Genomic DNA, 18753 nt, shown 5'->3' with positions numbered 1-18753 from the left:
TATCTTGTCGATTTCTTTGGACCGATGGAAATTCGCAGCTGTGCTAGCTTGCGCCATTCGGTCCGGTGACCGCCGGCCCGCTCCCCGATGCTCGTTCCGCAGGACCGCCATGCCGCTCGACACCATCCGCCAGCAGATCCGTGCCAACTATTTGCCTGACGAAGACGAAGCCGTGAAGCGGCTGGCCGAAGCGACGGGACTCTCGGCAGAAGATCGGAATGCGATCTCGGCCCGCGCCGCCGATCTGGTGCGGGCGGTGCGCGGCTCGTCGGATCCCCGGCTGATGGAGGTCTTTCTCTCGGCCTACGGTCTCTCCACCAAGGAAGGCGTGGCGCTGATGTGCCTGGCCGAGGCGCTGCTGCGCGTGCCGGACACCGAGACTATGGACGATCTGATCGCCGACAAGATCGCGCCGCATGATTGGTCCGCGCATTCCGGTGGTTCGAGCTCGATCTTCGTCAACGCCTCGACCTGGGCGCTGATGCTGACCGGTCGTGTCCTCGACGAGGGCGAGGGCGGTATCGAAGGCACGCTGCGCTCGATGGTGCGGCGGCTGGGCGAGCCGGTCATCCGCAAGGCGGTGGCCGCCGCCATGCGTGAAATGGGCGAGCAGTTCGTGCTTGGCCGCACCATCGCCGAAGCCGTCAAGCGCGGTCGGCAGATGATCCAGAAGGGCTATCTCTATTCCTTCGACATGCTGGGCGAGGCGGCCCGCACCGAGGCTGACGCGCTGCGCTACCACAAGGCCTATGCCGATGCGATCTCGTCGCTCGATTCCGGCTCGAACGGTCCTGACATCAGGCAGAACCATGGCATCTCGGTGAAGCTCTCGGCGCTGCATCCACGTTACGAAGTGGCGCAGAAAGAGGAGATGCTGCCTGTCATGGCCGAGCGGCTGTTGTCGCTGGCGCTCGCGGCCCGGCATTCGCGCATGGGCCTCAATATCGACGCCGAGGAGGCGGATCGGCTCGACCTCTCGCTTGACGTCATCGAGCGGGTTCTGGCCGAGCCGGAACTCGCCGGCTGGAACGGCTTTGGTGTCGTCGTCCAGGCCTATGGCCCGCGTGCAGCCTTCGCTATCGACTGGCTCTACGCGCTGGCGAAGAAGTACGACCGCACCATCATGGTGCGGCTGGTCAAGGGCGCCTATTGGGATACCGAGATCAAGCGGGCGCAAACGCTCGGGCTTGACGGCTATCCCGTCTTCACGCGCAAGGCCAACACCGACGTTTCCTATATGGCTTGCGCGAAAAAACTGCTCGGCATGACCGACCGAATCTATCCGCAATTCGCCACCCATAACGCCCATACCGTGGCCGCCATCCTGTCGATGGCGGGCGATCGCAATTCCTTCGAGTTCCAACGCCTGCATGGCATGGGCGAGGCATTGCACGAGACGGTGCGCCAGGCCGAAGGCACGCGCTGCCGTATCTATGCGCCGGTCGGCGCGCATTCCGACCTGCTTGCCTATCTGGTCCGCCGGCTGCTCGAGAACGGTGCCAACTCTTCCTTTGTCCACCAGTTGACCGACGAAGACGTCGAGCCGGAGGACATCGCGCGAGATCCGGTCGAAACGATCGAAAGCCAGGGCCCCGCCGCCAATCCGGCGATAGTCCGGCCTTCCCAGATTTTTGGCGCTGGCCGACGCAACTCGAAGGGATTCGATATCACCGACACGGTGACGCTGGCGGCGATCGACAGGGCCAAGGCGGCCTTTGCGGGGCCGGACCGCTGGCATGCCAAGCCGATTACGCGGGCCGCCGGCTATGGCAAGCAGCGCCCGGTGGTCAATCCGGCCAAGCCTGCCGAAGTGGTGGGCACCGTTCACGAGGCCGCGGCCAAGCAAGTCGCGACCGCCGTGCGCATTGCGGTGGAAGCGCAGCCGGCCTGGGCAAAGCGCCCCGTTGCCGAGCGCGCCGCCATTCTCAACCGCGCCGCCGACCTCTACGAGGCCAATGCCGTGGAGTTCTTCGCGCTGGCCACCCGCGAGGCCGGCAAGTCGCTGGCCGACGGTGTGGCGGAAGTGCGCGAAGCCGTCGATTTCCTGCGCTATTACGCGACCGAGTCGGCAAACGCCGAGACGGGCACGCAGGCGCGGGGCGCCATCGTCTGCATCTCGCCGTGGAATTTCCCGCTCGCCATCTTCACCGGCCAGATCGCGGCAGCGCTGGTCACCGGCAATTCGGTGATCGCCAAGCCGGCCGAGCAGACACCGCTGATCGCCTTCCGCGCCGTCGAACTGCTGCGCGAGGCCGGCGTTCCGGAAGACGTCATCCAGCTCCTGCCCGGCGACGGCCCGTCGGTCGGCGCGCCGCTGACCGCCGACCCGCGCATTGCCGGCGTCTGCTTCACAGGCTCGACCGAGGTCGCCAAGCTGATCGAGAAGCAGCTTGCGGAGACCGCGGCACCGGACGCCATGCTGATCGCCGAGACCGGCGGCCTCAACGCGATGATCGTCGATTCCACCGCGCTGCCCGAGCAGGCGGTGCGCGACATCCTGGCCTCTGCGTTCCAGAGCGCGGGCCAGCGCTGTTCGGCACTGCGCGTGCTCTATGTGCAGAAGGATGTCGAGAAGAAGATGCTGGAGATGCTGAAGGGCGCCATGGAGGCGCTCAACATCGGCGATCCCTGGCAAATTTCGACCGATGTCGGCCCAGTCATCGACGATGAGGCACAGGCTTCGATCCGCGACTATTGCACCAAGAAGGGCCTCGAGGGCCGGCTGATCGCCAAGCTCGAGGCGCCGAAGGATGGCCGCTTCGTCGCGCCGCATGTGTTCAGGGTCAAGGGCATAGAGGAGATGGAGCGCGAGGTGTTCGGGCCGGTGCTGCATGTCGCGACATTCGACGCCGATGAGATCGACGCGGTGATCGCCGCGATCAACCGCAAGGGCTATGGCCTGACTTTCGGCTTGCACACCCGCATCGAAGGTCGCGTGCAGCATTTCGTCGACGGCATTCACGCCGGCAACATCTATGTCAACCGCAACCAGATCGGCGCTGTCGTCGGTTCGCAGCCCTTTGGCGGCGAGGGACTGTCTGGCACCGGGCCGAAGGCCGGCGGACCGCATTATCTCCGGCGCTTCCGCAAGGGGCCGGACGCGGGCACCCATTTGCAGGATGGCCACAAGGTGACGGCGACCGAGCTGGCCGACAATCTGCCCGATCCCACGCTGGGCGGCTGGTCGACGCGCCCAGACCGGATCGCCATTCTGAGGAAGCACCTGCGCGGCAAGGGAGCTGCCGCCATCGGAGCCGCCGCCAGTATCGATTTCGGTCAGGTCGATCTGCCCGGGCCGACCGGCGAGGCCAACACGCTGTCGCTGTCGCCGCGCGGCCGCGTGCTGTGCCTGGGGCCGGATGCCGACACGCTGCTTGCCCAGACGATCCAGGCGCTTGCCGCCGGCAATGCGGTGCTGGCCGTTGCGCCCGGGGCGCCAGCGGCGCTTTCGGCGTTGACCGGCAAGGGGCTGCCGCTCGCTGCAATAGATGGCCTGCCTGATCCGGTCGAGGCGCGCTCGCTGCGCGTCGATGTCGTTGCTTTTTCAGGCACACCGGAAGCCGCGCGCATCGTGCGCAAGGTCATCGCCGAGAGGACTGGTCCGATCGTGCCGCTGGTCAGCGAAGTGCTCAACCCGGCGGCCTATGCGCATGAGCGGGCCGTCTGCGTCGACACGACCGCGGCCGGCGGCAATGCCAGCCTGTTGGCGGCGGCATAGGGACTGTTCGCACCTCGCTTGCCTTATGTCGAGTTGCCGGGGATAAACACGGCCGGCAATTCGAGCGGGGCAACCGATCAGATGAATGCGCATGCACATTGCCCAATGGCTGCGTCGGCTGGGTGGGCGCGGTTCCACGCGATCATGACGATGGTGGCAGAGATCGTCACAGTCGCTCGGGCAAAGGGACGTCAGGCACCCTCGACGACGGAAAAGCCCTCGAATTGCGGATGGCCGAGATAGTGGACTTTCGTCGTGCCGACATTCCTGTGGGCCGCGCGGAAATTCTCCGATCTTGTCCAGGCGACGAAATCGTCCTGGCTCGCCCACACGGTGTGCGAGGCAAACAGCGTGTAGCCTTCGGCCTCGTTGACAGGGCCGCGCAGCAGGTGGAATTCCCGAAAACCCTTCATTTCGGCAAGGCTGGAATCGCGGTTCTTCCATACGGCTTCGAAATCGGCTTCCGAGCCGTTCTGAACCTTGAAGCGGTTCATGGCGATGTACATGGGGTTTCCTTTTTCAATCAATGGATCGTGGACTGTTGATGGTTGAAGGCGGGACATTCAAAACGGCCCGATAGCGCCGGTAAACTCCAGGCTGCTGCCGATTTTGGGCGGAATAGGCGGGAACGGCGCCGCCTTGCGGACGATGCCAAGCACGATCTGGTCGAAGTTTGGCGATCCGGAGCTTTCCAGGATACGCAGGTCATCAATGCCGCCTTTGCTGCTGATAACGAATGTCACAACGGCATTGTTGCGCGCTGTCAGTTGCAGGGAAGGCGGTACGGCCCGATTGACGCGGCTGAGCTTCCTGATCACATCGCCGCGATAGCTGTCTTCCGCGGCGCTGCCTGGCTCTTCCTGCTTTTTGCCCTTGCTGGCCGCCTGCGCCAGCCGGTCCTGGCCATCAGCGGTGCCGCGCTTCTCGTCCTCCGCTTTTGAAGGCGGCGCCACCGGCGTTGGCCTGGCGCTGGGGATCGGCGGCTGGTTCGGAACGGCGACAGGCATTTCGGTGGTTTCAGGCTGAGCGCTTGGCTGAGCCGGCGCTTCGGCCTTGGCAGCCACGCTTTGGTCATCGGGGCGCGGGGCCGCCGCCACCAGTATGTCCGGCGTGACCGCTTGCTGTTTGACAGCTTCCGGCAAAGGCTGGGGCGGTTGCCTTGCCGCTTCCTTTGTCGGTTCGGGAGGTTGGTTCACGGCTTCCTGTTTGGGCTGCGAAGGTTTTGCCGGCGGCGCTGGTCTGGCGGCCTCTGCCTGTGGCTTGGCCGGCTGAGGGCTTGGCACCAGCCTGACGTTCACTGCCGAGGGGTCCTTGTCCAATGCGCTGCCGGCGACCTTGTCACCTGTCCGATCGCTGCCTTCCGATTGCTCCGCGTCCTGGAAATCGAATGTGCCGGCGGGCGAGATCAGAAAAGCCGCCGCTGCCGCGGCATGGAGCAGACCGGAGATGACAATCGCCATCGCCCACTTGCCGTTGCCGGCTTGCGGTGGCGTCTGGGCAAGCGGCTCGGCCGGCGCTATCGCCAGCTCGCCGCCAGCGTCGGGGAGGGGACTGACTTCCTGCATGTTGCGGGCCGGAAACTGCAGTGGCCCACGCAGTGTTGTCAAATCAAGATCGTTTGCCCCGCACGGCAGCGGACCGCAGCCGGCCACGGACCATGCCGCGGTGTCTTGTGCGAAGGTGGTGTGCAGCCCCACCTCAGACGCCGAAAGCGATGCCGGTCTTGGTCTCGGTCTTCAGCTTGCGCATGCAGGCATTCGGCTCGACGCCGGTGCCGGCGCATTCGGTCGCGCTGTTGATCAGAACGCGGCTGACCTTGGTGCAATCGGTGCCGGCGAGATCAAAGCGCGTCACCTTGGTCTTGCCTTCCGGCAGATCCTTGAAGTCGAGCACGGTCAGCCGGTCGACGACGCCGGCCTCGTTGAACAGCGCGATCTCGAATGCCGCCTTGGAAAGGCCGGCGCCAAGGTTGTTGTTGACCACGAATGTCAGCCGGCAACCCTTGTCGGAAGGTTGCGCGGCGTTCAATTCGAGGGTCAGTGCGGGGACCGGCGCGGACCCTTCAGCCCACGCCGGAACCATCGTCAGCGACATCGCAAACGTCGAGGTCAGCAGACGAAGGGATGTCGCCGAGCTCTTCATGATCATCAGCCTCCAAAACGCATGGTTGCCGCCAACTTCAACGTTATGCCCGGCTCATAGACCGCAACTGTCGTACTGCCGTTCAACGGGTTGGCGTATTTGACGTCGAACAGATTGTCGGCCCGGAAATCGACCTTCAGATTGTCCGTCGCCTGATAGCTGGCGAAGGCGTTGACCAGCGTATAGTCGGTGGCCACGGCATTGCCCTTCGGCTTGCCATTGTATTGCACTTCGCCGCCGACGGTCAGCTTGTCCTCGAGGAAACGCAGACCAAGCTGGGCCGTGACCTGGGAGGACGGTATCGTGGCGAGGTCTGCTCGAACGCCCGCGTAGGAAATGGTGTGACCATTTGTTATCGAGGCAGAGAGGCCAGCATATCCCCAACCGGCGTCATAGACGCTTTCAAACTCGAAGCCGTTTATCTTGGCCTTGGCAAAATTCTGATACTGGTAGCAGATCGGGATGTAGCCGGGGTTGTTCATGAGCTGGTCCCAATCGACCGGGCAAGCGCTCGCTGGATTGGTAAAGGAAGCCCCGAAGGATGTACCCTCTATGTAGTCGTCCACATTGTTGTTGAAGTAGGCCGCCTTGATGCGAAGCGCGTCGCCGGCTTCAAGGATGTCATTCTGTTTGTAGTTGACGCCGAATTCCACGGTCTTGCCGGTCTCGGGCTTCAGGTTGGGATTGGGCAGGAACGGGAAAGTAACCCCCGCCGGATGGTTGCCGCTGATCAGCGTCTCGGTCAGCGATGGAGAGCGGTAGCCCTCAGCATAGGTGCCGTAGAACTGCAACCCCGACAGGCTTGGCGTGTCGAACGGCGTGACGCCGACGGTGATGCGCGGCGAAAGACGCTCACCTGACGTTTCATGGGTGCCGTCCTTGAGGCTGTAGCTGTCGTAGCGCAGCCCGGCGATGACTTCGAGCCATTCCCAGGTGAGCTTGTCCTGAACGTAGGCTCCAGAGACGTTACGCTTTCCCGAAGGGGTGTAGAAACTGTCTCCGCCCGCGGTGCCGCCGGTTTTGACGTCATCATTGACCCAATCGCCGCCATAGGTCAGTTCGTGCGCCACGCCCCTAGTCTCGAATCTCGATGTATTCCAGATGTCTATCGCCGTCGTGCCGACGTCGAATGTCGATGTCGATCCAGCCGGAAGGATTATGGAATCACCCGTGGTGGGATCGAATCGGCTGAGAGGAACAAGGCTGGTCAGGCCGAGATTGGTCTTGTTGTAGGAGGTGTTGATGTGGAGATCGAGCCAGCTCTTGTCTTCGTCGGTAATGTTGTAGCGAGCCGTGAAAGTGTTGGATTTCAGATCCGCATCGTTGGTCGGCACGCCGCCGCTGATCTCGCTCCAGCCGTCGCTTGAGCCGACCCAGCCCAGTTTCAGCTCGCTGTTGTCGGTCGGGCGGATGGTGGTCTTGAGCAGGCCGCTCAGCACGTCGAAGCCGGTGCCCTTGACGGTGTCGCCGCCGCCATCCTTGTAGTCGTCATAGTCGCGGTAGACGATGTTGCCCAACACATCCCAATTCTCGTTGAGACGATAGGCGCCGGTGGCACTGGTGGTCCAGCCCTTGCCGTTGCTCTCGTAACGTCCGGTGATGGAGCCGGCCCACGTCTCTTCGGGCTTGAGAAAATCCGAGGCATCCTTTGTGTCGAAGAAGACGACACCGCCAATGGCGCCCGAACCGTAGGTGTTCGCGACAGGACCACGGATCACATCGACCGATTTGACGAGCTCGGGATCGATATAGAAGGTCGACTGCGTGCCGTGGTCGGACCGCTGGAAATCCTGGCGTGCGCCGTCGACGATAACCGCGACGCGGCCAAAATCCTGCAAGCCGCGGATGTTGATGCTGGTGCTGACACGCCTGGCGTCGGCCTGCGCGGCGACACCGGGCACGCCGAGCAGCATCTCGTTCGGCGTCGTCGCCATGCGACGGTCCAGCTGTTCCTGATCGATATGGCTGGCCGAGGCCAGTGATTCGATCGCTGTTTCGCCGGTGCGGCTGAGCACCAGGATCTTGTCGAGCAGCGTCGCGCCCGCGGGTGCTGCTTTTTCCTGGTCAGCCTTCTTCGACTGATCCGTTTGATCGCCCGCCGGCTGCGTTGCCTGTTGGGCGTAGGCTGCTGGCGCGGACAGGGCGATGACCGCCACGCTTGCCAACAAAGCCGCCATGCCGCTCGCCGCCGACCGGCCGCGCGATTCCCAGTTCACCAACCCCATGCCCCAACTCCAAATTCCAGGTTTCATGCTGGCTGGCCCGGGGCTGGCTGGCATTTTTCATCGTGTCCGGCGTGTTAAATGTTGACTCATTTGCTCCGGTATTGCACTGACTAATAAACATGATTATTCGAGTCAAGAAATGAATCGGCAATATGCAACGCCTAGCCAGATGCCCGGCACAGGAAAGGGATCGACCCAGATGAACACGCACAATCCCAACGATTTTCGTTATCGCGTCCGGCGTTCCGATGATGCCTCCACCCGCTTCGACCGGATCCCGCTGGCCGTGCGAACGCTGTCGAGCAACACGCTGTTCCAGGGCGAGCACGAGATCGGCATCGAGCATCATGGTGCGCTCTACCGGCTGAAGATCACCCGGCAGGGCAAGCTCATTCTCAACAAGTAAAAAGGTATCAGGGGTTAAGACATGGACCAGCGCGTAAAACCCGCCCCGCATGAAATCCGGCGGGCACGGACCGACAATCCGAAAGCGCGCGAGCGTGACCTGGCGGCCCAGCTCGGCATTTCGGAGGCCGAACTGGTGGCCGCGCATTGCGGCGACGGCGTCGTGCGCGTCGAGCCGCGCGTCAACGATCTTCTGACCGGCCTCGAGGCCGTCGGCGAGGTTATGGCGCTGACACGTAACGAAAGCGCGGTGCACGAAAAGACCGGCGTCTATGACAAGGTGGTTACCGGCAACCACAATGCCATGGTGCTTGGCGAGAACATCGACCTGCGCATCTTCCCGAAAGTCTGGGCGCATGGCTTCGCTGTGGAAAAGCGTGACGGCGAAGAGATCCGCCGCAGCCTGCAGTTCTTCGACGCGGCGGGCGAGGCGGTGCACAAGGTGCATCTGCGTCCGGCTTCCAGCCTCTACGCCTACCAGAAGCTGGTCGCCGCTCTGGCATCGTCGAACCAGGAGCCGACGATCGATATTTCGGGGCCAATCCCCGATGATGAGAGCGAGGCCGAAGCAACCACCGCCAATCTTGACGACCTGCGCGACCGCTGGAGTCGGCTGACCGATGTGCACCAGTTCTTCGGCATGCTGAAGACACTGAAGCTCAGCCGCCGCCAGGCAGTTCGCATGGTCGGAACGGACTATGCCTGGCCGCTCGACAATGACGCGGTCCGCGCCATGTTCCATCACGCTTCCGAAGGCGAGATGCCGATCATGTGCTTTGTCGGCAACCGCGGCTGCATCCAGATCCATTCCGGACCGGTCAGGTCGATCAAGCCGATGGGGCCGTGGATCAATGTGCTCGACGAGACCTTCCATCTGCATCTGCGCACCGACCACATCCATGAAGTCTGGGCGGTGCGCAAGCCGACCAAGGATGGCCATGTCACCTCGCTCGAGGTCTATGCCGCCGACGGCGAGATGATCATCCAGTTCTTCGGCAAGCGCCATGAAGGCGAAAGCGAGCGCGACGATTGGCGATTCCTGGCAGAAAATCTGCCGCGTATCCCAAATCCGACAGCAGCCTGAGGAGAACGACAATGGGCTGTTTTTCCAGGATCGTCGCCGGCCCGATGGTCGGCCTTGCCTTGGCTTTTACCGCGCTGCAACCGGCTGATGCCGCCGAGGGCGTTTCCGTTTTCTCCGATCCGTCGAAGATCGCCGCCATAGGCGGCTCGATCACGGAAATCGTCTATGCGCTTGGCGAGGAGAAGCATCTGGTGGCGCGCGATTCCACCAGCCGATATCCAAAGGCGGTGCTCGACCTGCCCGATGTCGGCTATATGCGCGCGCTGTCGCCGGAGGGCGTGCTGTCGGTCAATCCGACCGGCATCCTGGCGTTGCAGGGCAGCGGTCCCAAGGAAGCGGTCGACGTGCTGAAGAAGACGAGCATCCCCTTCATCGAAGTGCCTGAACATTATAGCCGTGAGGGCATCCTGGAGAAGGTCCGTATCATCGGCAAGGCGCTGGGGGCCGACGCCAAGGCCGAGGTGCTCGCCAGGGACCTCGATGACAGGCTGACATCAGCCGAAAAGCAGACTGCCTCGATCAAGGAACGCAAGCGGGTCCTGTTCGTGCTGTCGGTCCAGGGCGGCAAGATCCTGGCGGCCGGCAGCGAAACCGCGGCCGACGGCATGGTCAGGCTGGCCGGCGGCGTCAATGCCGTCGAAGGCTTTTCCGGCTACAAGCAGATGTCCGACGAGGCGATCATCACCGCCAGGCCGGATGTGATCCTGATGATGAGCAATGCCGGGCCGCCGGTATCGGACGATGAATTGTTCGGCAATCCGTCCGTCGCCTCGACGCCGGCAGGTGCCGCCCGCAAATTGATCCGCATCGATGGCGCCTATCTGCTCGGCTTCGGGCCGCGTACGGCCGACGCCATCCACGACCTCGCCGTCTCGCTCTATGGCGGGCAGGTCACGGACTGAGCGTGCGCATCATGGTCGATCAATCGATCGCCGGCCCGGTGAAGGCGATGAGTGTATCCGAAGGCGATCGCTCGGGCCGCGCCCGTATCGTCATCGTGCTGCTGTGCCTCGGGCTCGCCGCCGCCGTATTTCTATCGCTTACGTCAGGCGCATCGGACGCATCGGCCGTCAATGTCATCAGGGACTGGCTGTCCGGAGCTGTTCCATTTGATGCGGCGCTGAGCGCGCGTGACAGCCTGATCGTCTACGATATCCGACTGCCGCGCATCATCCTCGGTATACTGGTCGGCGCGGCGCTCGCGGTCTCGGGTGCCGTCATGCAGGGGCTGTTCCGCAATCCGCTGGCCGATCCCGGCCTGATCGGCGTTTCGGCCGGCTCCAGCCTCGGCGCCGTGGCCATTATCGTGCTTGGCGCCACCATTCTGGCGCCGGTAACGGCTTTGTTCGGCACGCTTGCCCTGCCGATGGCGGCGTTCTTCGGCGGTCTCGCCACGACCCTGGTGCTCTACCAGGTCGCCACGCGGCGCGGGCAGACCTCGGTAGCCACCATGCTGCTCGCCGGCATCGCGCTGGCAGCGCTTGCCATGGCGCTGACCGGCATCCTCATCTTCATGGCTGACGATCGTCAGTTGCGGGACTTGACCTTCTGGTCGCTGGGATCCCTTGGCGGCGCAACCTGGGCGAAGATCGCGTCCGTCGGGCCGATCATCATATTGGCTCTGGCGGCAATGCCTTTCCTGGCGCGGGGTCTCAACGCCCTGGCGCTTGGCGAGGCGACCGCCGGCCATCTCGGCATACCCGTCCAGCGGTTGAAATACACCGCCATCATCGGTGTCTCGGCGGCGGTCGGTGCGTCCGTCGCCGTCAGCGGCGGCATCGGCTTCGTCGGCATCGTCGTGCCGCATCTGCTGCGCCTGCTGATCGGCCCAGACAATCGTTATCTTTTGCCGGCCTCGGCACTGCTTGGGGCCTCGCTGCTGCTGCTTGCCGATGCCGTCGCACGTACCATCGTGGCGCCGGCGGAACTGCCGATCGGCATTGTCACCGCGGTCGCCGGCGCGCCGTTCTTCCTATGGATCCTGCTGCGCAAGCGAGGCGTCGTTGACCTGTGAAGTTCGGGATTTGTGAGGCTGGGATGATCGAGGCAAGGGATGTTTCGGTTGATATCGCCGGCAAACGTATCGTCGGCGGTGTCGATTTCGATGCGCGACCCGGCGAAATCGCGGCAATCGTCGGCCCCAACGGCTCGGGCAAGACGACCTTCCTGAAGGCGTTGTCCGGCGAGCTTGCCCATGCCGGGCGCGTCGCCCTCAACGGCCGCGACCTTGCGGCGATGAAGCCGGTCGAGATTGCCGTCCATCGCGCGGTCCTGCCACAGGCGACGACGCTGTCGTTTCCATTCACCGTGCGCGAGGTGGTCAAGCTCGGGCTTGTCGGCGGCCGCTCGGGTGCCTTGCCTGGCGAGGATGCGCGGCTGCCGGAACGGGCGTTGGCACGCGTCGACCTCGACGGTTTCGCGGGGCGGTTCTACCAGGAGCTTTCGGGCGGCGAGCAGCAGCGCGTCCAGCTTGCGCGCGTGCTGTGCCAGGTCTGGGCACCGGTGCTCGACGGCAAGCCGCGCTACCTGTTCCTCGACGAGCCTGTTTCCAGCCTCGACATCAAGCACCAGCTGATCATCATGAACATCGCCCGCGACTTCGCCAGAAGGGGAGGCGGCGTGGTCGCCATCCTGCACGACCTCAACCTGACGGCCATGTATGCCGACCGCATCTTCGTCATGCATCTCGGCCGGCTGGCCGCGACCGGCTCGCCGCAAGAGGTGCTGAGCGACGATTTGATCGAAAAAGTGTTCGATTGCCGGCTCAGGGTCGGTGTGTTGCCAGCCGGCAATATGCCGTTCGTGCTGCCGCAATCCTCGGTCGGTTGATATTCAGGTGAGGCCGGCCTGCGAACGGTGGTTTCCTGCGCTTCCGGTACTCACGTACCCTCAGGCGGCCGGGGCGCGGCGTTCCAGCATGTCGATGCCAAGCAGGTTGCGCACATTCGGCCTTGCCGCCACCATATCGGCGATCGTGTAGCGGGAAAGCACGGCGAAGAAGGCGTTGAGCGCCTCGCGCAGCGCTGAATTCAACGCGCAGCTGTCGACCAGCGGGCACTCGGCCGCATCGTTCTCGAAGCATTCGGCCATGGCGAAGCTTTCCTCGGTGACGCGCACGACGTCAAAGAGGCTGATCGCCTCGGCGGCACGGCCAAGCCGGACACCGCCATTGCGGCCGCGCACGGTCTCGACCAGGCCATGCTCGACCAGCGGCTGCAGGATCTTGAACAGGAAAAGTTCCGAAACGGAGTAGGCGGTCGCGATTTCGGGAATGCGGCTCAACCGGTCATTGTTGGCGGCACAATACATCAGGATACGCATGGCATAGTTGGTCTGGCGGGTAAGCCGCATTTCGTCCTCGCTAGGCGCCGGCGTGGTGCGACCACGCCAGATTCCAGAACTTTGCCGACGCGGCTGTGACCCGGAATTTCGGAGTCGCCACACTGGCCTCGAGCGAATATGGCCTATACCTTGGAATAATTCCAGACTAGCTTCGCGTTATAGATGAATATTCTCGTCAACTTTATGTGCGCAACCGGGCGGAACGCGGGGAAAACCGGTCGTCACGGGCATTTCGGCTGATGAAACCCTAGATAGGCCGGAGATCGACCAGTGGTCGACCAGAGACCGATCGGTGGTCGTCCAGAGATCGACCAGCGGTTGACCAGAGATCGGCGAGGAGCAGTTCGTCCATGTCACAATCGGCTTCGTCCCTGGCGCCTGTCCGTTTCGATGCCGATGCGGCAGCCAAGCTCTCGGCGCTGCGGCGGACCAAATTCATCGCCACGGCCGCGCTGGCGCTTTGCGTGTTGGTGTTCGCCCTGGCCAAGTCGTTCGAGAGCTCCTATCCATGGCTGGGGTTCGTCGCCGCGTTCGCCGAGGCGGCGACCATTGGCGGCCTGGCCGACTGGTACGCGGTGGTGGCGCTGTTCAGGCGGCCGCTCGGGCTGCCGATCCCGCACACCGCCATCATCCCGGAAAACCAGAACCGCATCGCTGACAATCTCGGCCGCTTCATCGAGGCCAATTTCCTGGCGCCGGAGCCGGTGCGGGAAAAACTCGCCGAGGTGGATTTTGCCGCACTCGTCGCCGACTGGCTGACTGATGTCGAACGCGCCGCCGGCCTGTCGCGCTTCGTCTTGCGGCTGGTGCCACAGACGCTGGCCGCCGTCGAGCAATCCGGCCTGCGCGGCTTCGTCACCAGCCGCATGCTCGAACAGATCGAAAAGGTGCCGCTGGCGCCGCTGGCGGCGGAGCTCCTGTCGGCGCTCACCGACGACCGCCGCCACCAGAAACTGTTCGACGAGTTCATCAAGGTGGTCGGCCGCTTCCTCAATGATGAACAGGCGCTGGCGACGATGCGTGAGAAAATCCGCGAGGAATTGCCGTCGCTGTTCAACCTGTTCAGAGCCGACGCCTATCTTCTGAAGAAGATCGTCGCGTCTGCGAGCTCTCTGCTAGAGGAAGTGCGCGCCGATCCGGACCATCCAATGCGCGCCGAGTTCGACCGTTTCGCGCAAGGCTTCGTCGAACGGCTGCGGACGTCCAAGCAATATGCAAAGCGTGCCGAGAAGATGAAACACGATTTCCTCGCCCGCCCCGAAGTCAGGGCGCTGGCCGGGGACATGTGGCAGAGCCTCAGCCTGTTCATCGAGCAGGACGCCAAGGCGCCGAATTCGGTGATCCGCGCGCATCTCGCCAACATGTTCGTCGAGGTCGGCCGCCATCTTGCCGGCGATGCGCGGATCCGGGCCGACATGAACCGGGGGTTCGTCGTGGCGCTGGCCTCCTTCGTCGAGAGCCAGAAGAGCGGCGTGTCGAAATTCATAGCCGACCAGGTCAAGCGCTGGGACCTTGGCCAGCTGACGCGGCTGATCGAGATGAACATTGGCCGAGACCTGCAGTACATCCGCTTCAACGGCATGATCATCGGCGGGCTGGCGGGCATAGTGCTTTATACGATCGAGTTGCTGCTCCCGGTCAATTGATTCCGCGTCCATCGCCATGCCTGTGTCCGAATGGACACGCGAGTGCTATTCTCCGGCGAGGGCGCCCGCATCCGCGGCGACAGGGGAGAAGACGTCATGGCAAAACAACCGGAATCCGATTCCTTCATGGACATGTTCGGCAAATTCGGCCGGGACCTGAAGGTGCCCAATGTCGATGTCGAGGCGATCCTCGCCCATCACCGCAAGAACCTGGAAGCGCTGGAGAAGGCGGCGCGAGCCAGCGCAGCCGGAGCGACCTCGCTGTTGTCAAGGCAACGCGAGATGCTGCAGGACACGTTGCGCGAGGTTGCCGACGTGGCGCAGGGCTACAGGGCGCCGGGCAATCCGCAGGAACTCATGGCCAAGCAGACGGAGTTCGCCAGGAAATCATTCGAGGCGGCGCTCAAGAATGCAGGCGAAGTGGCTGAATTGGCCCGGAAATCCGGCAGCGAATCGATCGACATCCTGCGCGCGCGCATCAAGGAGGCGATGGAGGAAATCCGCGCCGGCTACGAGAAGAAATAGGTCTGCGTGGGCCGTTGTCCGCATTCTCCACGCGGATCGTCGGCACTCCTTACCCGCTTGCGCATAGTTGCATCGGCGCCACGCGTCAGGCGGCATGGCACGATTCAGCCGGAATTCGGCGGAACGGATTCACGCAAGGCGAATTGACAGGAGCCGTCCGTTCGTGGTCCGGAGGCACTGCAAGCTATCGGGAAAGCAGGAATGACTGAAGTACGGCCTAAAACGCCGCCGACCTACGAGCAGTTGAGGACGATGTCCGGGCAGGAACTGGGCGTCTCGGAATGGACCACGGTCGACCAGAACCGTATCAACCAGTTCGCCGAATGCACCGGCGACCATCAATGGATCCATGTCGATCCCGAGCGGGCGCGGCGGCAAAGCCCGTTCCGCACGACGATCGCGCACGGCTACCTGACGCTGTCGATCATCGGCGCGCTGGCGCTCGGCATGGGCATAGTGCCCGAGAATACGCAGGCCGCCTTCAACTACGGCTTCGACAAGGTGCGCTTCCTCGCGCCGGTCAAGGTCGGCGCACGCATCAGGCTGCGCACGGTCCTGCTTTCCATGGAAGACAGAGGGCCCGGCCAATACCTGATGAAGGCAGCCAACACCGTTGAGATCGAAGGCGAGGAAAAGCCGGCACTGACGGCCGAAACGCTGGTCATGCTTTACGAGCGCCGCAAACGCGCGGGGGCCTGAGCGCACCCGCCCAAGCCCCTGCGGTTTTTCAGCTGACTGCGCCTTGCCGGCTCTGCAAACGCTTGAGCGCGCACAATGTCGTCGCCGCGAGCACCGTGGCATAGAAGGCCAGCGGCCATGCCGTATCGCCGCCCAGCAGGATGACGAAGAACGTGCCTGCGGTGCCCGTGATCAGGCTTTGGGCGCAGAAATAGAGCGCCACAGCGGTTCCCGCGACATCCCCGAACGCTTCGAGCGCGCCGTTCGCGGTGACCGATCCAGCAAGGACGATGCCTACCGCCATCACCCACATCGGCAGGACGAAGGTGACGAAAGAGGGCGCGGCGAATACCTGTCCGATCACCAGCATCGATGCGCCGAGAAGCAACATCGCCATGCCGCGTGCCAGGCTGCCCGCGGTGCCCCAGCGCGCGATGAATGGCCTGGCAAGCCGGGTGGTTGCGATCATCACCAGTGCCGCCGTCGCAAAGGCAAGGCTGAAACCGACCTGCGTGAAACCGGCACGATCGATGAGCACGCGCGGTGCCGTCGAGAAGAACACGAAGAACGTGCCCATGGCCGCGGCGAAGCCGAGCGTATAGGTCCAGAAGGCAAAGCTGCGCAAGATCGGGCCGAAAGCCGGTCGCGTTCCGGAGTCATTCAGGGCGCGCGTCTCGTGCCAGCGAAGCCAGGCATTAAGTGTGGCAGCCGTGGCCAGAATGCAGAGTGTGACGAAGATCGCACGCCAGCCGAAACCCTTGGCGATCACGGCGCCGGCGACCGGCCCCAGCGCCGGCACGAAGGCCAGCATGGAGCTGAACAGACCATAGATGACCGTGCCTTCAGATCGCTCCGCGTACACATCCCGAACCGTGGCGAAGGTCGCGACCAGTACGGCGGACGCACCCATGGCCTGGATGACGCGGAGCACGACGAAGGCAATGGCAAGTGACGTGCCGGCAAGCGCGATGGAAGCGCTTGCGAACAGGAGGCCGCCGCCGAGCAGCACCGGGCGCCTGCCGATCCGATCGGAGACCGGGCCGAAGACGATTTGGCCGAGGCCAAGGGTGATCATGTAGAGGCTCAGCGTCAGCTGAATGACCGAAGGCGATGTCCCGAGAGCCTCCGGCATCAGCGGAACGACCGGCAGGTAGATGTCCATGGCCAGCGAGGCCAGGATATCGAAAGGCGCCATCAGCAGCAGCGCTGACGGCAAGGAATAGGCCCATATCGGGCGCTTTGGAAAAGGCATGATTGAGCATCCGCACAAATGGTGAGATTTGGCGGCGATCTGCCGTTTCCTGGATGGTCTGATTTGACGGGGCAGAAGGCCGCAACAACGAGATGTTGTCGCGGCTTATTTGTCTGCTGACTTTGTGGTTCCCATACCGCTGTCCCGAAATTGACGTTGCAGGCATTCGCCTGCGCGCCGTTCAGTAACAGCCCGGGATCGGCTCGGCAACCGCCCGGGCAGGTCAGGAATTCCTGGGACGGGCACGGCCGGCAAAGCGGGGCGAGAACAGGGCGAGCAGCAGCGCAACCAGCGCCAGGGCCGTTGCCGTCTCAAAAGTGACCTGCATGCCCCGCGCGGCCGAGGCGGAGCCGAGAACATTCTGAGCACCAGCCGACGCAACCGCGAATATGGCGCCCATCAGGGATGCGCCGGTGATGAGGCCGAGATTGCGCGACAGGTTGAGCAGGCCCGACATGACGCCGCGTTCGCCGGCGCCGACACCGGTCATGACGGCCGCATTGTTGGAGGTCTGGAACAGGGCATAGCCGAAGCAGGTGACGGTGATCGGAACGACATAGCTGGCAATGCCGAGTTTCGTCATGGCGAGCGAGAGCAGGAACGTGCCCGCGGCAAGGCTGGTGAGCCCGGCGACCATCATCCTGTTGGCCCCGAAGCGATCGGAAAGCCGCCCAGCCAGCAGCGCCGACAGGGTCGAGACCAGCGGCCCGGTTGAAAGCACCAAGCCGACCATCGCGGCATCGAGCCCCAACCCTCGCGACAGATAGAACGGGGCAACCACCAAGGTTGCCATCATCACCGTGGCGACGATCAGGCTCATGGCCAGGCTGGCGCTGAGCTGCGGATCCCGGAAGCTGGCAAGCTGGATCAACGGGGTTTTCACTCTTGATTGCGTGACGACGAAGAGAACAACGCCGATGCCGGTCGCAACAAGCAGGCCAATGTTGAGCGCGCCGAAATTGCCTCGCCCAAGCGTCATGGCCAGTGCATACGCAGCCAGGGTCAGGGCCAGCAGGACAGTGCCTATCGCGTCGAACCCGCCTTGAGCGGTCTGCGCGTTCTTGTTGCTCGCGGGCAAGCCACGCCAGGCGAGGGCGAAGGTCAGGAGACCCAGCGGCACATTGACGAGAAAGATCGCGCGCCAGCCGAGGCCGGCGATCAGCAGGCCGCCGAGCGAGGGACCGAGGGTGGTGCCGATCGCCGACATGGCGCCGAGCAGGCCCATGGCGCTGCCGGTCCGCTCCTTGCTGACGGTTTCGGCGACAAAGGCCAGCGTCAGCGCCATCATCAATGCGGCGCCAAGCCCCTGCACGGCGCGCATGGCGATCAGCAGCCAGAGCGTCGGCGCCAGGCCGCAGAGCGCCGATGCCGATGTGAACAACGCGATGCCGCCAAGCAGCAGGGGCCGGCGTCCGAACATGTCGGCCAGCCGCCCGGCGCTGACGATCAGCGTGGTGATGGCGAGGAGGTAGGCCAGAACCACCCATTGCACGGCCTGGAACGACGCCCCGAACGTCTGCATCAGCGAGGGTAACCCGACACTCGCAATGCTGGTCCCGAGCGACGACAGCAGCGTGGCGAGCGACAGGCTTGCCAAGGCCCAGCCGACCGCTTCTTTCTCTTGCGGGGCCGATGTCAGCCCATCTCGACCTTGTGTGGCGACTGCCATGGCGATCTCCTTTCATTCGCTCCGGAACCGGAGCCATCGGAGATCTAGTCTTGTGGTTGATATGGCG

The 18753-nt window shown here is 63.6% G+C and carries 16 protein-coding genes; 9 read left to right on the top strand and 7 right to left on the bottom strand.

Going from position 1 to position 18753, the window contains the following annotated elements:
- Positions 1-109: 109 nt before the first annotated feature.
- On the top strand, positions 110-3718 hold the full coding sequence (gene putA / locus AC07SZ_RS06420) for a bifunctional proline dehydrogenase/L-glutamate gamma-semialdehyde dehydrogenase PutA (protein WP_494913759.1): 3609 nt from the start codon (positions 110-112) through the stop codon (positions 3716-3718).
- Positions 3719-3909: 191 nt separating this feature from the next.
- Here putA and hmuQ read toward each other — a convergent pair whose 3' ends face one another.
- The 4 genes from hmuQ to AC07SZ_RS06400 all read right to left on the bottom strand — a co-directional run bounded on the left by hmuQ (position 3910) and on the right by AC07SZ_RS06400 (position 8085).
- Positions 3910-4224: a heme-degrading protein HmuQ gene (hmuQ, locus tag AC07SZ_RS06415; RefSeq protein ID WP_056572477.1), complete on the bottom strand. Its 315-nt coding sequence runs from the start codon at positions 4222-4224 to the stop codon at positions 3910-3912.
- Positions 4225-4281: 57 nt separating this feature from the next.
- The gene (locus AC07SZ_RS06410; RefSeq protein ID WP_494913758.1) at positions 4282-5325 is read right to left on the bottom strand and encodes an energy transducer TonB family protein; all 1044 of its coding nucleotides are present in this window, start codon (positions 5323-5325) and stop codon (positions 4282-4284) included.
- A 91-nt stretch (positions 5326-5416) separates the two neighbouring features.
- The gene (locus AC07SZ_RS06405) at positions 5417-5860 is read right to left on the bottom strand and encodes a hypothetical protein (protein ID WP_494913757.1); all 444 of its coding nucleotides are present in this window, start codon (positions 5858-5860) and stop codon (positions 5417-5419) included.
- A 5-nt stretch (positions 5861-5865) separates the two neighbouring features.
- A complete protein-coding gene (locus AC07SZ_RS06400; protein ID WP_494914155.1) occupies positions 5866-8085 on the bottom strand; it encodes a TonB-dependent hemoglobin/transferrin/lactoferrin family receptor in 2220 nt (739 codons plus the stop codon).
- A 199-nt stretch (positions 8086-8284) separates the two neighbouring features.
- Here AC07SZ_RS06400 and hemP point away from each other — a divergent pair, with 199 nt between their 5' ends.
- Genes hemP through AC07SZ_RS06375 form a run of 5 tightly spaced genes read left to right on the top strand, consistent with a single transcriptional unit; the run spans position 8285 to position 12403 of the window.
- Positions 8285-8491 (top strand): hemin uptake protein HemP, encoded by a 207-nt coding sequence (hemP, locus tag AC07SZ_RS06395; RefSeq protein ID WP_010909946.1) that lies wholly within the window; start codon positions 8285-8287, stop codon positions 8489-8491.
- A gap of 21 nt (positions 8492-8512) precedes the next feature.
- Positions 8513-9574 carry a hemin-degrading factor gene (locus AC07SZ_RS06390; RefSeq protein ID WP_494913756.1) on the top strand — a complete coding sequence of 354 codons (1062 nt, stop codon included), beginning with the start codon at positions 8513-8515 and terminating at the stop codon, positions 9572-9574.
- Between the two features lie 11 nt (positions 9575-9585).
- On the top strand, positions 9586-10476 hold the full coding sequence (locus AC07SZ_RS06385) for a heme/hemin ABC transporter substrate-binding protein (protein ID WP_056572471.1): 891 nt from the start codon (positions 9586-9588) through the stop codon (positions 10474-10476).
- An 11-nt stretch (positions 10477-10487) separates the two neighbouring features.
- Complete coding sequence (locus tag AC07SZ_RS06380) at positions 10488-11588, top strand: FecCD family ABC transporter permease (protein ID WP_056572469.1); 1101 nt, start codon at positions 10488-10490, stop codon at positions 11586-11588.
- Positions 11589-11611: 23 nt separating this feature from the next.
- Entirely contained in the window at positions 11612-12403 is a 792-nt protein-coding gene (locus AC07SZ_RS06375) for a heme ABC transporter ATP-binding protein (protein ID WP_172373504.1), read from the top strand.
- 60 nt (positions 12404-12463) lie between these two features.
- On the opposite strand, the gene rirA is transcribed toward AC07SZ_RS06375, so the two are convergent.
- A complete protein-coding gene (rirA, locus tag AC07SZ_RS06370) occupies positions 12464-12925 on the bottom strand; it encodes an iron-responsive transcriptional regulator RirA (RefSeq protein WP_056572465.1) in 462 nt (153 codons plus the stop codon).
- Between the two features lie 341 nt (positions 12926-13266).
- On the opposite strand from rirA, the gene AC07SZ_RS06365 reads away from it, so the two are divergent.
- The 3 genes from AC07SZ_RS06365 to AC07SZ_RS06355 all read left to right on the top strand — a co-directional run bounded on the left by AC07SZ_RS06365 (position 13267) and on the right by AC07SZ_RS06355 (position 15786).
- The gene (locus AC07SZ_RS06365; RefSeq protein ID WP_494913755.1) at positions 13267-14562 is read left to right on the top strand and encodes a DUF445 domain-containing protein; all 1296 of its coding nucleotides are present in this window, start codon (positions 13267-13269) and stop codon (positions 14560-14562) included.
- 96 nt (positions 14563-14658) lie between these two features.
- Positions 14659-15087 (top strand): phasin family protein, encoded by a 429-nt coding sequence (locus AC07SZ_RS06360; protein ID WP_056573427.1) that lies wholly within the window; start codon positions 14659-14661, stop codon positions 15085-15087.
- A 201-nt stretch (positions 15088-15288) separates the two neighbouring features.
- Complete coding sequence (locus AC07SZ_RS06355; RefSeq protein ID WP_027043813.1) at positions 15289-15786, top strand: MaoC family dehydratase; 498 nt, start codon at positions 15289-15291, stop codon at positions 15784-15786.
- 28 nt (positions 15787-15814) lie between these two features.
- On the opposite strand, the gene cml is transcribed toward AC07SZ_RS06355, so the two are convergent.
- Both cml and AC07SZ_RS06345 read right to left on the bottom strand, forming a co-directional pair.
- On the bottom strand, positions 15815-17017 hold the full coding sequence (gene cml / locus AC07SZ_RS06350) for a CmlA/FloR family chloramphenicol efflux MFS transporter (RefSeq protein ID WP_494913754.1): 1203 nt from the start codon (positions 17015-17017) through the stop codon (positions 15815-15817).
- Positions 17018-17240: 223 nt separating this feature from the next.
- Positions 17241-18686: an MFS transporter gene (locus AC07SZ_RS06345; RefSeq protein ID WP_494913753.1), complete on the bottom strand. Its 1446-nt coding sequence runs from the start codon at positions 18684-18686 to the stop codon at positions 17241-17243.
- Positions 18687-18753 lie beyond the last annotated feature (67 nt).

Source organism: Mesorhizobium sp. GW821-FHT07A06, assembly GCF_059419085.1.
This window is presented reverse-complemented; position numbering and strand designations above follow the sequence as displayed.

What these genes read in the sequence shown, in the direction of transcription:
- putA (WP_494913759.1), top strand. Translation starts at nt 110, where the DNA reads ATGCCGCTCGACACCATCCGCCAGCAGATCCGTGCCAACTATTTGCCT.
- hmuQ (WP_056572477.1), bottom strand. Translation starts at nt 4,224, where the DNA reads ATGTACATCGCCATGAACCGCTTCAAGGTTCAGAACGGCTCGGAAGCC.
- AC07SZ_RS06405 (WP_494913757.1), bottom strand. Translation starts at nt 5,860, where the DNA reads ATGAAGAGCTCGGCGACATCCCTTCGTCTGCTGACCTCGACGTTTGCG.
- AC07SZ_RS06400 (WP_494914155.1), bottom strand. Translation starts at nt 8,085, where the DNA reads ATGGGGTTGGTGAACTGGGAATCGCGCGGCCGGTCGGCGGCGAGCGGC.
- hemP (WP_010909946.1), top strand. Translation starts at nt 8,285, where the DNA reads ATGAACACGCACAATCCCAACGATTTTCGTTATCGCGTCCGGCGTTCC.
- AC07SZ_RS06390 (WP_494913756.1), top strand. Translation starts at nt 8,513, where the DNA reads ATGGACCAGCGCGTAAAACCCGCCCCGCATGAAATCCGGCGGGCACGG.
- AC07SZ_RS06385 (WP_056572471.1), top strand. Translation starts at nt 9,586, where the DNA reads ATGGGCTGTTTTTCCAGGATCGTCGCCGGCCCGATGGTCGGCCTTGCC.
- AC07SZ_RS06380 (WP_056572469.1), top strand. Translation starts at nt 10,488, where the DNA reads ATGGTCGATCAATCGATCGCCGGCCCGGTGAAGGCGATGAGTGTATCC.
- AC07SZ_RS06375 (WP_172373504.1), top strand. Translation starts at nt 11,612, where the DNA reads ATGATCGAGGCAAGGGATGTTTCGGTTGATATCGCCGGCAAACGTATC.
- rirA (WP_056572465.1), bottom strand. Translation starts at nt 12,925, where the DNA reads ATGCGGCTTACCCGCCAGACCAACTATGCCATGCGTATCCTGATGTAT.
- AC07SZ_RS06365 (WP_494913755.1), top strand. Translation starts at nt 13,267, where the DNA reads ATGTCACAATCGGCTTCGTCCCTGGCGCCTGTCCGTTTCGATGCCGAT.
- AC07SZ_RS06360 (WP_056573427.1), top strand. Translation starts at nt 14,659, where the DNA reads ATGGCAAAACAACCGGAATCCGATTCCTTCATGGACATGTTCGGCAAA.
- AC07SZ_RS06355 (WP_027043813.1), top strand. Translation starts at nt 15,289, where the DNA reads ATGACTGAAGTACGGCCTAAAACGCCGCCGACCTACGAGCAGTTGAGG.
- cml (WP_494913754.1), bottom strand. Translation starts at nt 17,017, where the DNA reads ATGCCTTTTCCAAAGCGCCCGATATGGGCCTATTCCTTGCCGTCAGCG.
- AC07SZ_RS06345 (WP_494913753.1), bottom strand. Translation starts at nt 18,686, where the DNA reads ATGGCAGTCGCCACACAAGGTCGAGATGGGCTGACATCGGCCCCGCAA.